The 15,993-nt window shown below is 46.8% G+C and carries 14 protein-coding genes and 1 riboswitch; of the genes, 11 read left to right on the forward strand and 3 right to left on the reverse strand.

Annotated features, from left to right (window positions below; translation table 11 throughout):
• The first annotated feature begins 144 nt into the window (after positions 1 to 144).
• The 11 genes from D8682_RS23470 to sfmF all read left to right on the forward strand — a co-directional run bounded on the left by D8682_RS23470 (position 145) and on the right by sfmF (position 12,661).
• Entirely contained in the window at positions 145 to 606 is a 462-nt protein-coding gene (locus D8682_RS23470) for a PTS sugar transporter subunit IIA (RefSeq protein ID WP_064545119.1), read from the forward strand.
• Complete coding sequence (locus tag D8682_RS23475) at positions 603 to 926, forward strand: PTS fructose transporter subunit IIB (protein WP_064545121.1); 324 nt, start codon at positions 603 to 605, stop codon at positions 924 to 926. Before D8682_RS23470 ends, D8682_RS23475 begins: the two co-directional genes overlap by 4 nt.
• Positions 927 to 939: 13 nt before the next feature.
• On the forward strand, positions 940 to 2,043 hold the full coding sequence (locus D8682_RS23480; protein WP_121815238.1) for a PTS fructose transporter subunit IIC: 1,104 nt from the start codon (positions 940 to 942) through the stop codon (positions 2,041 to 2,043).
• Between the two features lie 30 nt (positions 2,044 to 2,073).
• On the forward strand, positions 2,074 to 4,707 hold the full coding sequence (mngB, locus tag D8682_RS23485) for a mannosylglycerate hydrolase (RefSeq protein ID WP_121815239.1): 2,634 nt from the start codon (positions 2,074 to 2,076) through the stop codon (positions 4,705 to 4,707).
• 8 nt (positions 4,708 to 4,715) lie between these two features.
• The gene (locus tag D8682_RS23490; protein WP_121815240.1) at positions 4,716 to 6,626 is read left to right on the forward strand and encodes a PTS sugar transporter subunit IIA; all 1,911 of its coding nucleotides are present in this window, start codon (positions 4,716 to 4,718) and stop codon (positions 6,624 to 6,626) included.
• A 372-nt stretch (positions 6,627 to 6,998) separates the two neighbouring features.
• Complete coding sequence (locus D8682_RS27360; RefSeq protein ID WP_255424152.1) at positions 6,999 to 7,133, forward strand: hypothetical protein; 135 nt, start codon at positions 6,999 to 7,001, stop codon at positions 7,131 to 7,133.
• Positions 7,134 to 7,143: 10 nt separating this feature from the next.
• A complete protein-coding gene (gene fimA, locus D8682_RS23495) occupies positions 7,144 to 7,695 on the forward strand; it encodes a type 1 fimbrial major subunit FimA (RefSeq protein ID WP_064545243.1) in 552 nt (183 codons plus the stop codon).
• A 115-nt stretch (positions 7,696 to 7,810) separates the two neighbouring features.
• Positions 7,811 to 8,506, forward strand: a complete 696-nt coding sequence (gene fimC / locus D8682_RS23500) for a type 1 fimbria chaperone FimC (RefSeq protein ID WP_121815241.1) — start codon at positions 7,811 to 7,813, stop codon at positions 8,504 to 8,506.
• The gene (locus tag D8682_RS23505; protein ID WP_255424154.1) at positions 8,506 to 11,106 is read left to right on the forward strand and encodes a fimbrial biogenesis usher protein; all 2,601 of its coding nucleotides are present in this window, start codon (positions 8,506 to 8,508) and stop codon (positions 11,104 to 11,106) included. Before fimC ends, D8682_RS23505 begins: the two co-directional genes overlap by 1 nt.
• A gap of 27 nt (positions 11,107 to 11,133) precedes the next feature.
• Positions 11,134 to 12,138: a type 1 fimbria D-mannose specific adhesin FimH gene (gene fimH / locus D8682_RS23510; protein WP_064545132.1), complete on the forward strand. Its 1,005-nt coding sequence runs from the start codon at positions 11,134 to 11,136 to the stop codon at positions 12,136 to 12,138.
• A gap of 31 nt (positions 12,139 to 12,169) precedes the next feature.
• Entirely contained in the window at positions 12,170 to 12,661 is a 492-nt protein-coding gene (sfmF, locus tag D8682_RS23515; protein WP_121815766.1) for a fimbria assembly protein, read from the forward strand.
• Positions 12,662 to 12,744: 83 nt separating this feature from the next.
• On the opposite strand, the gene fimZ is transcribed toward sfmF, so the two are convergent.
• The 3 genes from fimZ to D8682_RS23530 all read right to left on the reverse strand — a co-directional run bounded on the left by fimZ (position 12,745) and on the right by D8682_RS23530 (position 15,634).
• Positions 12,745 to 13,377, reverse strand: a complete 633-nt coding sequence (gene fimZ / locus D8682_RS23520; protein ID WP_064545134.1) for a fimbria biosynthesis transcriptional regulator FimZ — start codon at positions 13,375 to 13,377, stop codon at positions 12,745 to 12,747.
• Between the two features lie 553 nt (positions 13,378 to 13,930).
• Positions 13,931 to 14,662 (reverse strand): LuxR C-terminal-related transcriptional regulator, encoded by a 732-nt coding sequence (locus D8682_RS23525; RefSeq protein ID WP_064545136.1) that lies wholly within the window; start codon positions 14,660 to 14,662, stop codon positions 13,931 to 13,933.
• A 369-nt stretch (positions 14,663 to 15,031) separates the two neighbouring features.
• Positions 15,032 to 15,634, reverse strand: coding sequence for a LuxR C-terminal-related transcriptional regulator (locus D8682_RS23530; RefSeq protein WP_064545138.1), 603 nt, complete (start codon positions 15,632 to 15,634; stop codon positions 15,032 to 15,034).
• A gap of 255 nt (positions 15,635 to 15,889) precedes the next feature.
• A riboswitch (TPP riboswitch) is annotated at positions 15,890 to 15,986 on the forward strand.
• The last annotated feature ends 7 nt before the right edge of the window (positions 15,987 to 15,993 follow it).

The following is a 15,993-nucleotide window of genomic DNA, read 5'->3' on the forward strand; positions in this document are numbered from 1 at the left end:
TTGACTCGGATCTCTCTTTTCTTGCCTCCCCACATAATTCGTTTCCTCTTCCAGGCGGAAAATATCTCTCTTTTTGCATGAACAATATGCTCTAGTATATCAGTCAGCCTAATTACAATAATACGTTGCTGGAGATAGACGTATATGCTCATTACTCGTGATAATATTTTCTTAAATAAAACATTCAGGGATAAGCGGGAAATTTTTTGCTTCCTGGCGACACATGCTGTCGCACAAGGGTGGGCCGAAGATGCTAATAAAATTGAAGCGGATCTTTGGGCGCGGGAGAATCAATATTCGACGGGTTTTGAAAGCCAGATTGCTATTCCCCACGCTAAAACTGCCAATGTTTCCCATGCCGGGGTGATTTTTATTCGTCTGCAAAATCCCATTGATTGGGAAAGTCTGGACGATCTTCCAGTACAAATTATTTTTGGCCTGCTGGTTCCTGAATCTGGAGCGAAATTGCTGCACTTACAAATTATTAATAGCCTTGCAAGCCAAATCGTTGATGACGAATTCAGAGCGCGTTTATTTGCGGTCAACGATGAAGACGAACTATTTCAGTATATGAAATCGCGTATCGCTATTGAGGAGGAAGTATGAATATTGTCGGCGTCACATCATGTATTGCTGGTTTAGCCCATACTCCGATGGCAGCCAAATCCCTGGAAAAAGAGGGAGGGCGTCTGGGGCATCAGATAAAAATAGAGCAACAGGGTGCCATGGGGATCATGAACAGAATCACCGATGATGATATTCAAGCTGCAGATTTCGTACTTATTGCTGCTGACCGTACCATTGAAGAAGAAGAACGCTTCGCCGGGAAAGTCATTATTCGGGTAAAGATAGGCCAATGTGTTAGCCATGCATCTGATGTCATAACGAAATGCGTTTCGGCTGTTGAGGCTCGTCTGAATAAATAACCAAGGTGATGTCATGAAGAAATTAATGATAGAGATAAAGAATCATCTTATGACGGGTATTTCCTTTGCCCTGCCAGTTATTATTGCCGGTTCCCTGATGGTGGCGGTTGCCAAAATTATCGGTCTGGCGATCGGTGAGTCTAATCTTGATGCCTTCGCTAATAGCCATGGACTGGCAAACTGGCTGTACCTCACGCAGGACATTGGATTTAAAATTATTGGGCTAATGAACTATGTTCTCGGTGCCTATGTTGCCTATTCAGTGGCAGGTAAAAAGGGTCTGGCCTCCGGTTTTACTGCTGGCCTAATTGCCTCGCTAACCGGCTCTGGTTTTATCGGCGCAGTGCTGGGTGGTTTGTTGGCCGGTTATTCTTCTGAGTGGGTCGCACGTAAGATAAAAATTACCGGCTCGGCGGCAAGCTCCGTCCCGCTGATTATTCTGCCATTTATCACCGTTGGCTTGCAGGTACTGGTGATGTTATTGCTGCTCGGGGATGTGCTGAGCTGGCTGAACACCTCGCTGATGGCCTGGGTTCAGCAGATGACGAAAGATGGCACCAGTACAGTTGTGCTGGCGGCTGTTCTTGGCGGGATGATTTGCTTTGATCTCGGCGGGCCGGTTAACAAAGCGGCATGGGGAACAGCAAATGTTTTGTTCCTGAGCGGTGTATATCTTCCTGCTATTCTGGTTAATGTCGCCATTATTATTCCACCGCTAGGCTACGCGGCTGCTCGTTTTTTACGCCCTGACAACTTTAATCAGACGCTGAAAGAAGCTGGCAATGGTTCGATTATTATGGGGATTCTGGGGATCTCCGAAGGTGCCATTCCCTTCACCCTGCGCAACCCGGCGCGGTTAATTCCTCTTAATGTTCTGGCAGGGACTCTGGGGGCGGTTACCGTTGCGTTATTAAAAGCTTATCCAATTATGCCACCGTTGGGTGGGCTATATGGTGGTTTCACCGTTGGAAACCCGTGGGCTTATTTCATTGGTGCATTGGTTGGCACTGCTGTTATTGCTTTTGGGGCCAATCTACTGGTGAATTTCAATGATGAAGAGTCAGGTATTAAATCCAGTAATAATCCTACTGAAGAGATTGAAATAAAATTTGATTAAGTTTTGCACTTTGCGTAATGGGAGATTGGTATGAAAAATAAAATTGTCCATATTTACAGCCATACTCACTGGGATCAGGAGTGGTATTTCACATCATCGCGTTCACGTATTTATCTCTTTAATCACATCAAAAATGTGATTCGTATACTGGAGAATAACGATGACTTTCCCTGTTACCTGCTGGATGCGCAAAGTGCGTTAATTGAAAGCTATTTGCTGTGGGCTCCGGAAGACAAAGATGTATTGTTTAAATTAATTGCTGAAAAACGTCTGCTCACGGGACCGTGGTACACCCAAACCGATCAGCTGGTTATTCATCAAGAGTCGCTGGTACGCAACCTCTGGTATGGAATTAAGGTCGCTACTGATGCGGGCAGCAGCATGGCTCTGGGCTATGTTCCTGACTGTTTTGGTCAGGGGGGCAATATGCCGCAGATCTACAAACAGTTCGGTATTCACCACGCGCTTTTCTGGCGTGGTATCGCGGACAACACGCTGCGGGAAACCGAGTTTATCTGGCAGGGTGAAAACGGCGATCGGATCTTTGCAGTGCAGATGCCATGGGGTTACCACTATGGTGGGCTTCTTGATGAAACTCCCGAAAAAATGGCGACGTTCCTGAATGAAAAAATGTCACCGATTGAAGCGCGTAGTGACCGTGAAAACTTGCTTTACCCGCACGGTTTTGATCAGGCTCCGGTGCGTGAGAATCTGCCGGATCTGGTGAAGCAATTCAATGCCTGCGACGATGAAGGACACTACCAGATAAGTAGCCCTCTGGACTTCCTGGAGGCGCTGGAAAAAGAGTCTGCAAACGATGTGCGGATACTCCAGGGCGAGCTGACTGAGGGCAAACACTCCCGCGTGCACAAGACGATTTTCTCATGCCGGGCCGATCTGAAGTTACTCAATAACGAGATTGAATCGCTGTTGGTCAATACGCTTGAGCCTGTGCTAGCCATTAGCCGCAGCCTTGGGCATGCATATCCGTCAAAAATCATCGCTGATATTTGGAAACTGATGTTTTATAACGCCGCCCATGACAGCATCGGCGGTTGTAACAGCGACGATACTAATCAGGATATTTTCTTCCGCTATAAGCAGGCTCGCGATTTAGCCGTCAACTTGCTGGAGCTGCATAGCCGATTAATTGCCATTCGTACCCAGCGCGAGCACGATTACACGTTCACTGTATTCAACCCGCTAACTAATACAGCCGCGCCACAGGTGACCTTCGAGGCATGGTTGCCGGGTATCCCATTCACCCTGCGCGATTCGGCGGGCAATGCATTGCCCTATGTGATTGAAGAACAGACCGATTTGACCAGTTACGTATTGAACCAGACCATTCGACTTAATCCTGGCAAGCCATACCATAAACCGGAGAAGGTTTATCGCACTAAAGTGACGGTGAACAGCAGTGACTTACCTGCTCTCGGTTATACCCGCTGGCATCTTGATTTTGATGCTGATGGGGCAAGTAAGCGGGTCACGGATAATATGATGGTCATCGAGAACGCATTTTATCGCATGGAAGTGGAAGAGAACGGGTTGCTCACCATCAAGCATAAAACCACCGGTAAACGCTATGAGCGCCAGATGCTGTTGGTGGAAAATGGCGATGATGGAGATTCCTACAACTATTCGCCGCCGCGTGGTGACTTGATTGTTACCTCCGAAGGTTGCCTGGCTTCAGCCCACCGGGAGAATAATGGCCTGAATCAGTCGTTGTTACTTGATTATGTACTTAAAGTTCCTGGCAACCTCGAAGAGCGGGCGCAGGGTATCGCCACCTCTACAATGAAAGTCGCGGTGCATGTGACTCTGCAGTATGACGACATAATCCGCTTTACAGTTGACGTGGATAACCAGGTGCTCAGTCATCGTTTATGCGTCCATTTCGCGACGGACATACTGGCAAATGTCTCTTATGCGGATCAGTTGTTTGGTGTGGTTGCGCGCCCGGTGCAACTGAGTAACGCCCTGAAAGTGTGGGAAGCGGAAAACTGGCATGAAAAACCGATTTCCATTGAGCCAATGCAAAGCTACGTGAACCTGCATGATGAAAAGCATGGTTTCACATTGCATACCAATGGCGTGCGTGAATATGAAATCGTCGGCGACAATTTCGATACCATTTCCGTTACTCTATTCCGTTCATTCGGTTACATGGGCAAAGAGAACCTGCTCTATCGTCCGGGGCGTGCGTCGGGTGAGTCGGTAGTGGCGACACCAGATGCACAGTTGTCTGGACCGTTGTCCTTCGCATTTGGCTGGCGTATCTATAGCGGCTCGTTTGACGAGGCACAGCATGCGCGGCTATCGAAATCGTTGCTGACATCGTTTCCGGTCTATCAGGACAGCGACTTCCTCAATGGCCGTCTGCGTTTTTGCCTGAGCGATGAACAACGCACATATCCGCAGGAATACAGTCTGCTGGCCCTGCCTGATGGCCCGGAAGATGCACTGGTCAGCGTGGTGAAATGCGCAGAAGAGGGCGAGGGGTTAATTTGCCGCTTCTATAACCCAAATCTGAATGCCACAGCCACCATTCCGGCGCTGAATAATGCTCGTTACGTCTTGCTGGACGAGAAAACCCCGTCACAGGAAAGGGCGGCGCTAAACCCTAATGATGTGCAGACGTTGTACGTAGAAATAGTGTGAAGAGAGAAATGAGACTGTTTACCAATAAGCGGATCAGAGATATTTTCACCCAGATTGCTCAAGGGAATGTGACGCAAACCTCTTTGGCCAAAGAGATGAATGTGTCCACGCGAACCATCCGCAGTGACCTGAAAGATCTAAATGATATCGTTGGCGGGTTTGGTAACAGTCTCATTCACCATCGTAAGAAAGGTTTTTCCATTCAGGTTAACAATCCTGCGGGTCATAAAACGCTGCTTGAACAGTCACAAAGGCCCTGGAAAGAGACTCGTTCGACAGCAGAACGCCGCCGGGCTTTACTGTCGACGCTATTGCGCCAGGATGCGGAAATCTCGCTTGAGGAGTTGGAGTCGACGTGGTTTATCAGTATCTACAGCCTGAGAAACGACATTGCTTTGCTTAAGCGTCATTTTGCCCTCTATGACCTGAGTATCGTTTCTGGAGGGGTCGATAAATTTAAACTCTCTGGCAGCGAAATAGCGTTTCGTCGCTGCATTTACGATAACCTGCTGCGCTCAAAAGAAGCGGAAGAAGATTACCAGGGGATCTTTGATTCGTTGGCGAAGATTTCCAACATCAAGCTGGCGCTGAGTGACTACTTTGTTAGCCATGGATTAGTGGTAAGCGATGTCAATTTGCGGTTTTTTACCCTGATTTGTGGGATTACCTGTGAGCGCATTCTCCGGGGAAGTTGGCTGTTGGATTATGAGTTTGACGCTTGCGAACCGCACTTAAAAATAGTCGCGCGCGATATTCTTCCCCTGCTGCTGGCGGATGCCGTACCTAACATTGCGCAAAGCGAAATCGATTATATGGCGATGAATCTCGCCGCGTTTTGTTCAATGACGAGTGAAAATGCGCTCGAGCATGAGCAGCACGACGCCGAGCGTGCGGTGATGAACCATTTTTTGAGTTATGTCAGTTCGTCCTGGTTCTGCGACGTCAGTTATGATGAGCTGTCACGCAAGAATCTGCTTAGTCACATTCAGGCCATGCGTATACGCGTTAATAATAACATCACTATTATCAACCCGTTGATTGAGCAAATTAAGCGTCACTATCCGTTGATGTACGAAATGACGCTGGCTGCTTTTAGTGAGCTGGAACACTTCTTTTCTAACAAAATTAGCGATGATGAGATTGGCTATCTCGTCATGCATATCGGGGCCATTCTTGAAGAGATTCATCTGAAAGACGAAGGTCACACTATCAGTGCATTAGTCGTCAATGATCAAGGTGAAGCCTCAACCCGGATCGTCTGCCAGAAAATAATCCGGATGTACCCCAACATTGCTATGACAAAGTGTGTTTCGGTTGAGCAGTACAAAGCGATGACCCGTGTGGAAGAGAGCATTGTCATAAGCTTTGTAGCCATTGAAGAGAAGAACAAACGTGTTATCAATTTGCCTCCGTTGCCAGAAAGATGGCAGTTAGAAAACATGAAGTACTTTTTAACCGCTGAAAACACGCCACCTGCGGCGATGGTGAATTATTTTTCTGCGGATCACTTTTTTGTATTTGAAAGCCACGTCCATACCAAGGAGTCGCTGATTAACTTTCTCTCCTCACAATTAGAATTAAAAGGAAGAGTTGATGAGCATTATTTAGACTCAGTAATTGAACGAGAAGTGCGAGCGTCAACATTGCTGGATGATAAAATCGCCATTCCACATCCATTAGGTCTGGTAGCATTAAGTACTATGGTGACGGTGGCTATATTTCCTGATGGAATTGAATGGGATGTGGGGAAAAAAGTTAAACTGGTCTATATGCTAGCCATTAGTGAGGATGCTTTTGTCGATAGCATGATTATTTATGATTATCTGACAAATATTCTTGATAACGACGTTATTGATAATTTAAGTCAGTGTGAAAATTATTCTGAGTTTATAGCATTGTCACAAAAATATTTTTTATAAAACATTCGGAATAAGAATGTTATACATAATCATTTTAGCCGCTTACAAAATCCCTCCCGGTATCCTTTCCTAACGTCTATACCCTAAATAATTCGAGTTGCAGTCAGGCGGTAAGGCCAGCACTCCCTGGCACCCTGTAGCGTAGTATGGGGTGGATTTTAACAAGTTTGAAACAAATTTCTTAATCCAGAAGATACTAATAACCTACTGTAATAAAAGCCATTTAAGTAACAAATCACTATTGTTTACTGATTTCCCGCCGTTGTTTCCTGGTCTTTAATAAGACATTCCTTAGGCAAGATAAAGGATTTACACATGTTATTAGCTATGCGATTAATTTAAATTATTAACATCGAGAAGATGGTGTTTTAAATGTTAATTCATCGTTTTCGAGAAGATGAAAATATCTCCGCATGGATTGGGGAGTTGGGGGCTATTTGGCTCAGTAAATCAACTGGAATAATGAATGAAGGATACATTATTCAAACAGGATATTTTAATAATTAAAGGAATCTCCATGAAATTTAGTAAAATTGCTTGCTCTTTGGTTGCTGGCATTGCATTAGTGAGCGGTGCGGCACAGGCCGATGCGGTGACGGTAAATGGCGGTACCGTACACTTTCAAGGTGAGCTGGTGAATGCTGCCTGTTCGGTAAGCACCAAGTCTGCCGATCAGATTGTGAAACTCGGCCAGTACCGTACCGCGGCGTTCACTAAAGTGGGTGACACTTCAGCGCAGATCCCTTTTACCATCGTCCTGAACGATTGTGATACCAGCGTATCCACACTGGCTTCTGTGGCTTTTTCAGGCCAAACGGATGGCACTGACCCAACGCTTCTGGCTATTAACTCTGGTGATAATAGCACCACCGCAGGCGGCGTAGGTATCGAAATTCTGGACAATAAATCGCAAGTATTGACCCCGGATGGCAGCACATTCTCTACCGCGAAAACTTTGGTTGATGGCACCAACACCTTGCCATTTACCGCGCGTTATAAAGCGACCGCTGCCACTGCAACAGCAGGCCAGGCGAACGCAGATGCCACCTTCGTGATGAAATACGAGTAATCGGACCAGGCAGGGATGACGATAGCCACAGGGATGAGGCTAAACAGAAGATTATTATTCCGCATGCCGCACCTGGCTCTGTTACGTCGATTAATAATAATGATGGTGCTTTGTAATGACGACTTTATTTAAACCAGGTCTGGCGGTAATGCTGTGCCTGTTATTAACATGTTTTAATGTGCATGCTGCTGGAGGCGTTGCTCTGGGGGCAACACGAGTTATTTATCCGGCCGATGCCAAACAAACTTCGCTCTCAATTAATAATAGCGATGACAAAGAGCGTTATTTGGTGAATTCGTGGATTGAGAATAATCGTGGGGAAAAAGACAAAAAATTTATTGTTACGCCCCCGCTTTTTGTCAGTGAGCCTAAAAGTGAAAACACGCTGCGGATTATTTACGCCGGGCCACCGTTGCCAACCGATCGTGAGTCCATTTTCTGGATGAACGTGAAAGCGATTCCCTCGGTGGATAAATCCAATCTCGCAGGCAATAACGTGCTGCAATTGGCGATTTTGTCACGTATCAAATTATTTGTTCGTCCTAAAAACCTGCAAATGCAGCCAGATGAAGCGTTTAAACAACTGCGTTTTAGCCGTAGCGGCGAGCATCTGAGTATTCACAATCCTTCGCCTTATTACATCAGTACGGTCAATCTGAAGGTCGGTAACGAGAAACTGGCAAATACCATGGTTGCGCCAAAAAGTGTGGCGCAGGTGACGGTCCCAGCCACGCTAAAAGGAACCATCTCCTTCCAGACCGTGAATGATTACGGTGCGGTAACCCCTGTGCAAAAGGGCGCAATGCTGTAATGCGGGCTCTGCACAACAAGGATACCGGGCAGATGATGAACAAGTCAGTTACTCCGATTGCGGCGATGGTGATGGCAGCGCTTTGGCCTGCAATCAGTTCAGGAGAAAGCTATTTTAACCCTGGTTTTTTGTCGCCAGAAGATGCTGCTGTTGCGGATTTATCGCGTTTTGAAAAAGGGAGCCAACAGGCTCCTGGTGTGTATCGTGTGGATATCTGGCGTAACGCTGAATTTATCGCAACCCAGGATCTGCGCTTTGATGCCAGTAACAAGGCGGATGGAAAGGTAAGCGCGGACGGTCTGGTGCCGTGCCTTGATACAGGCTGGTTGCAGCGTCTGGGGCTGAATATGCTTGCTTATCCTGCGCTTGCGAAATTAAAGCCTGGGGAATGCGTGCCGTTGGCGGAGCTCATCCCTGGTTCAGAAACCCACTTTGATTTTGCCAAACTGCGGTTGGATATAAGCCTGCCGCAAGTGTCGTTGCTTAATAGCGCTCGCGGGTATATTCCTGCGCAAGAATGGGACGAAGGCATCCCTGCGGTACTGCTCAACTACAGCTTTACTGGAAACCACGGCAGTTATGACGATAACTATTATTTAAGCCTGCAAAGTGGCCTGAACTATGGGCCGTGGCGGCTGCGCAACAGTGGTGCCTGGAGTTATACGCGCGGTGATGGTTACCATTCCAACAACTGGAATAACATCAGCACATATGCGCAGCGGACAATCATCCCACTCAAAAGCGAGTTGGTGCTCGGCGACAGCAACACCAGCAGTGATGTGTTCGATAGCCTGGGTTTTCGCGGTGCACGGCTCTATTCGGCAGACAGCATGTACCCGGATAGCCTGCAAGGTTACGCGCCAACGGTGCGCGGCATCGCACGGACAAACGCCAAAATCACCATCCGCCAGAATGGTTTTGTGATTTACCAAAGCTATGTGTCACCGGGCGCGTTTGCTATTAACGACCTGAATCCTACCTCCTCAAGCGGCGATCTTGACGTTACCCTGGAAGAAAAAGACGGTACGCTGCAAAAATACACGGTGCCTTATTCCACCGTTCCGCTGTTACAGCGTGAAGGGAGGCTAAAATTCGACCTGGTTGCCGGGGATTTCCGCAGCGGTAGCGACCAACAAGAAACGCCATTTTTCACTCAGGCTACGCTGATTGCCGGTTTACCCCGCGGTTATACAGCTTACGGCGGCACACAACTTGCCGAGGATTATGCCTCGGTGGCGCTGGGCGTTGGTAAAAATATCGGGGAGTGGGGGGCCATTTCACTTGATGTCACTCATGCCCGTAGCAAACTGGCGGATGACAGCGAACATGAAGGCCAATCGCTTCGTTTCCTGTATGCCAAATCCCTCAGCAATTACGGTACTAACTTTCAATTGCTCGGCTACCGCTACTCAACTCGTGGCTTCTACACGCTGGACGAAGTGGCCTACAAAAATATCGAAGGTTACGAATTCGCCGATGAACAAGACGGCAACCACAACACTGAGCCGGTGGTGCAGAGTTATCACAACTTGCGCTACAGCAAGCGTGGGCGTTTTCAGGTCAACATTTCTCAGGGGCTTGGCGATTATGGCTCATTCTACGTTTCAGGCAGCCAGCAAACCTACTGGGAAACCAACGAGAACAACACCTCTTACCAGGCAGGATATGCCAGTGGCTGGCGCGGAATCAGTTACTCGATGTCGATGTCATGGAACAAATCGGTCGGTATTTCCGCCAGCGATCGCATCATGGCATTTAACCTATCGGTGCCGTTCAGCACGTTATTGGGGCATGGTTACTCACGTTCCAGCACCCTCGACCGCGCCTACGCCACATTTGCCGCCAGTAACAATTCAGAAGGTGACTCCACGCTGCAAACTGGGATCGGCGGCACATTACTTGAAGGGCAAAACCTGAGCTACAACGTCACCCAGGGATACAGTGACAGCAACGGCTACACCGGAAGTGCCAGTACCAACTGGCAAGCCACTTACGGCACGGTGGGATTGGGCTACAACTACGACCGCGACCAACATGACTATAACTGGCAAGCATCGGGTGGTGTGGTAGGACATGCCGATGGCATCACCTTTAGCCAGCCGCTCGGAGATACCAATGTGTTAATCAAAGCGCCGGGTGCCAGCGGTGTTGGCGTCGAAAACCAAACCGGGGTGAAAACCGACTGGCGCGGTTACGCCGTGATGCCTTATGCCACGGTTTACCGCTACAACCGTATCGCACTGGATACCAACACCATGGATGACCATACCGATGTTGAAAATAACGTCAGTAGCGTGGTGCCAACGGAAGGGGCATTGGTACGGGCCGAATTTAAAGCGCGGATTGGCGTGCGGGCTATCTTCAACGTGACGCGTGGCGGACGCGCCGTGCCATTCGGCTCGATGGTGCGTGAAGAAACCAGCGGTGTCACCAGTATGGTGGGAGATGAGGGGCAAATTTATCTCAGCGGCTTGCCGCTGCAGGGAAAACTGCTCATTCAGTGGGGCGATGGCAAAGATTCACACTGTTACGCACCTTATACATTACCGCCAGAAAGCCTGACTCAGGCAGTCGCCGTGGTGAGTGCCACCTGTTCATAGAATGGCGCACTATTCAGGGATTTGTTTATGAAATTGATGACATCTTTAGCAGGGGCGGTGCTTCTGGCATGTGTACTACCGGCGTCTGCCACGGTCTGCAAAAACTCAAACGGCGTGCCGACGGATATCTTTTATGACCTGTCAGACGTATTCACCAGTGAAAATAATAACGTCGGGCAAATCATTACGCTTGCTAACAAAACCGGTTGGGTTGGCGTCAATGCCACCTGCCCGGCAGGGACCAGCGGCAACACCACCATGCGTAGTTATGTGAACGCGTTGCCGGTGCAAGAAACCATTGGTGGGTATCAATATATGAAACTCAATGACTATCTCGAAGGGGCAATGAGCATCACCGACAGCTATTCGGGGCAGTTTTTCCCGCCGAAAAACTATATCCAGATGGGCAGCCATCCTAATGTTTCTAAACAACAACCCTTTCCAGTTAATGATTCTAAACTGGTTTTTAAACTCAAAGTGACACGGCGATTTATCAACATGGTGCCGATTCCAAAACAGACCATGTTTACGGTGTATGTCACCACGCGTAACACCGACCCGTTGACCACACCGGTTTATACCATCAGCTACAGCGGTAAAATTGAAGTACCGCAAAGTTGCGAAATCAATGCAGGCCAAATCGTCGAATTTGATTTTGGCGACATTGGTGCTTCGTTATTTAGCCAGGCAGGAGCCGGGAACCGTCCGCAAAGTGTTACGCCACAAAGTAAAACCGTTGCCATCAAGTGCACCAATGTGGCGGCGCAGGCCTATCTCTCTTTACGTATTGAAGCTGAAAAAGCTTCCGGCAATATCATGGTCTCTAACAACGACGATCTCGGCTTTGTCGTTGCGGATAGCAGTGGTTTGCCGTTAATTCCTAATAATCTGAGCAGTAAAATCCATTTTCGCCTCGATGATGCAGCTGCTGCGCAGGTGGGGATTCGCGCCTGGCCTGTGAGCGTCACCGGGAATAAACCTGCAGAAGGGCCGTTTACCGCGCGGGGCTATTTGCGGGTGGATTATGACTAAAACCTGGAGTGGCAATTTTCTGCTGGTCTGCATGCTGGTCGCAGGCGTGATGAACAGTGCGCAGGCCGATTCCCCGCTAGGCGAAGTCAATATCGAGCTGCGTGGCAACGTGGTGGATTTTAGCTGTTATGTCGAAATGGGTGATGACAATAAAACGGTGCAACTCGGTAGCTGGCCGACAAAACAACTGCGTACTGCAGGCAGCACTACGCAAAGCATGCCGTTCAGTTTGAAACTAAACGGCTGCCCGCCAGGAGCGGCATCAATCACTTTTTCGGGGAAGCAAGCCACTGGCAACCCCGGTTTGCTGGGGTTAAATGAGAGTAGTGTCAGCAATGTGGCTATTGAGCTGCGCGACCGGGATAAAACGCAATTGCCACTGGGGCAGGCAAGCCAGGATGTGGTTGTAGATGAGAATGGTAATGCGGTATTAGCCTTTTTTGCTAATTACATCGCCCTGGCCAATAACCCGCAACCGGGACCGGCCAACGCAGATGCTACGTTTATGATTAATTATTATTAACGGATAAAATATACCGCAGTGAAATAATAAAGCCGGGTTTTATTTCCGGCTTTATTATTTTAATTGTGACCTGCAACGTGTTTTTATAATAATTCTTTTACACGGGCATAGTCGATGAGTTCGACAATCGAGGAGACGTGAAGCTTGGAGAAGATATTTGACTTATGTGCGCTAATGGTCTTGCTGCTGAGCAGCAGTTGTTCGGCGATTTCCTTATTTGATAACCCATTAGCAAGGTGACGTAATACGGTTATCTCCCGATTAGATAATGGCATGTCGTCAGTTGCACCATTGCGTGATGCCGGGTTGCTAATTAATTCCAGGGTTTCAGAGGGAAAGAACGAATACCCTGCAAGCAACATTTCTACCGCGTGATAGATATCTTCCTGTTCTTTCCTTTTGCTGACAAAGCCGTTTGCACCAGCTTGAATGGCGCGGCCAGCATAAAATTTTTCAGACTTAGATGACAAGAAAAGTATGCGGGTGTCGGCTTGTATACTTTTGATTCTCTTTAATAAAGCAAATCCGTCGATGGACGGCAATTCAATGTCAAGAATCACCAGGTCGACAAGATGGCTGCTCATGTAGTTAATGACCTCGCGGCTGTCATCTGTTTTCATCACGACTTCTATATCTTTATTTTTCTGTAACAGTACTTCAATCGACATTCTGACAATAGGGTGTTCGTCCATGATAATTACGGATGCAGGTTTCATATTATTGCCTCATTTTTTGAGAAACTCATCGCATTGATACATAGTCACTGGCGGCTAAAGTGATGAAACGCTTTATTAGCTATTATTTTATAATGTATGCAATATGTTCCCTTCAACTTAAAACCATACCTCAATGTACTGTTTGCTAATGATTTCGAGTGTAACTGGATAATTATTTGTCTAATCGAAAATACATATTTAGATTTTCTAATCAAGCAATTTGATTATACATCTATATAAATTCAGAGAAAGGCTGCTGTTATCTATAGCCAGTAATGGTGCGATCAAATTCTAATTATTCAGGTTGAGTATTTGTTATTTGGATAATACAACTATGTTAGTTAAAATATTTGGATAAAAAGTTTGTTTTTAATGTGAAGAATAGTGCGATATCTCAAATGTATATTATTTGTTATATCTGGCATGAGGTTGTCAGATGGGACATCGTTCTGTAGTCGCCTGGCGGGCGGAAAAAGAGTGTCCAGGAATAGTTATAATTGTTAATTACTTGCTCTGATTTAACAAAATTAATACATTAAAAATAGGCAATTTCCTATGTTTCGCTCGAAAGTGCTTTCGTTAGCACTTCTGTTTGTTTCAACTCAATGGCAGGAGACATTTTATTCAGCAGATGTATCAGAGATTTATTGTTCTCAAGATCAAGGCGAGCGGCAATACGTCCAAGGGTATAAACGACGTAGTGATAGGGCTTGTTTAATTTAACGGCAATTGCTTTCAGCGATTCTCCTTGCGCCACCCCCAACAGAATATTCCACTCCCGATTAGAGAACAGTGTCGAAGAGGATAAATCCGATGAGGAAGATAGCTCCTGCAGGCTTTGTTGCTGTGTCAATCGGTTGACCAGATTGGTGATTTCCTGCCAGCGTTCCACGACAGGAAAGCGTGACGCAGCATTAATCAGCTTCACGGCGCTTACGCAGCGGCAGGCTGTTAATTGCGTTATGTTGAGTTGCGGCCAGGTTTTTTGCCATTGCCGTATCGTATTCAACATATCAAGGGGCGCTTCATTAACACCATCAAGATCGAGGAAAATGCGTGGTAGGGGAATTTGTTCAAGCCACGCCTCAACTTCCTTTAGAGAAGCGCAGACCTGCGTATGTTGAGACTTGAAAAAGTGTTGCGTCAGCGCCAGGGCAAGCCAGGAATCGGTTGTCACCAGGATAAGATCAAGTGGTTGCGCAAGGGGTTCTGCGTGATTTTTTTGTTGCAGGTATTCCAGGCGGTCAAAGACAATCAGTGTTGTACTGCTATAGAGATTGGCCATGCTGCCATTTCTGATACGACGATATCTGCGTTTGCGTGCGGCTATGTACAAATGCTTAGCCATCCACTGCGCGAACTGAGGGCGTGTTCGCTCTGATTTGGACCAGCGTCACTGTTGAAGCAGATGTCATTTCCATATTTTTCGCTGACAGTATGAGTTAATACTGAGATTGCATCGCTAAAATTAATCAGAAGCTAAATGATTTAGACTTCTGATTATATCGTTACAATGTATTCTGTCAGAAAATAAAAATATAATATATTAGGCATGCCTTAAGAGCATGTAAGTAGTTTCTTAAAGAGATAATAACATTTGTGGGTGTTAAATGATAAGGAACGCTAACTAGTCGTTGCGGCGCAAAAATATTGGCTAATGAATTAAAGAAAGAAGATGGATTTTTATAAAGTTCATCAACTCATACTGGTCCCGGATTTTCAGTTTTTTCATTATCACTTTACGATATATTCTTGCAGTATCTTCCTCTATCTGCATTAGATGGGCCGCATCCTGTAGCGAATGTCCCCGGGCGATGTAGATAAGTAACTGCCGTTCAGCACTGGTGAAATTGCATGTGGTGCAGTAGTAGCAAATCCTGGCAGACACCGCCGTGGTGTTGTTTCTGCGCCAGCCAGCCTCCGTCCAGTGGGCTATTTTACGGGTGACTTCATCAACCTCATCTTCGCGAAAGATAACCGGAAGCATATACAGGCATGGGCGGAACATGAGGCTTTGGTGTTCTTTATGTCGGCAAATAAGAATAACTCGTTGGGATTTTGTCGCATTGGGAATTTCAAAACAGTCAGCAGTAAACCAATTATCAGCCAGTGACATAAAAACAATATCGGCAGTACTATGTTCTTCGCCGGGTAAAAAATAAAAATCTTCATTTCGCTGGCGGTAAATTTTTTCAATGATAATTTTTAGACCATGAGCAAAATGACTATTATTTTCCCGTATCGCAATTGTAAGCATGGGGTTTCTCGGTGAGTAATAGAACGGATAACGATCGTAATGAAATAAATACTGAAATTAAATAACCTGAAACTTAATTGACAACTCGCTCGGGATGAGACATTGCCAGGGGATTTCCTGGTGGTTGGTAGCCAAGTGAAGAAATGGCGAGAATTAAAAAAATGAATCAACCCATTTAGCCCACAGTGATATCCCTGGTTTACAGCGCTGGCCACTCGCTTTATCCTGATGGGCGATTAATCACATATACGATTAATCAATGACTCGGGGTGCCCTTCTTTGTGAAGGCTGAGAAATACCCGTACCACCTGATCTGGATAATGCCAGCGTAGGGAAGTCAGATGCCTGTCCGGCATCCC

It is taken from the genome of Buttiauxella sp. 3AFRM03, from assembly GCF_003675305.1.
Classification (GTDB): Bacteria; Pseudomonadota; Gammaproteobacteria; order Enterobacterales; family Enterobacteriaceae; genus Buttiauxella; species Buttiauxella ferragutiae.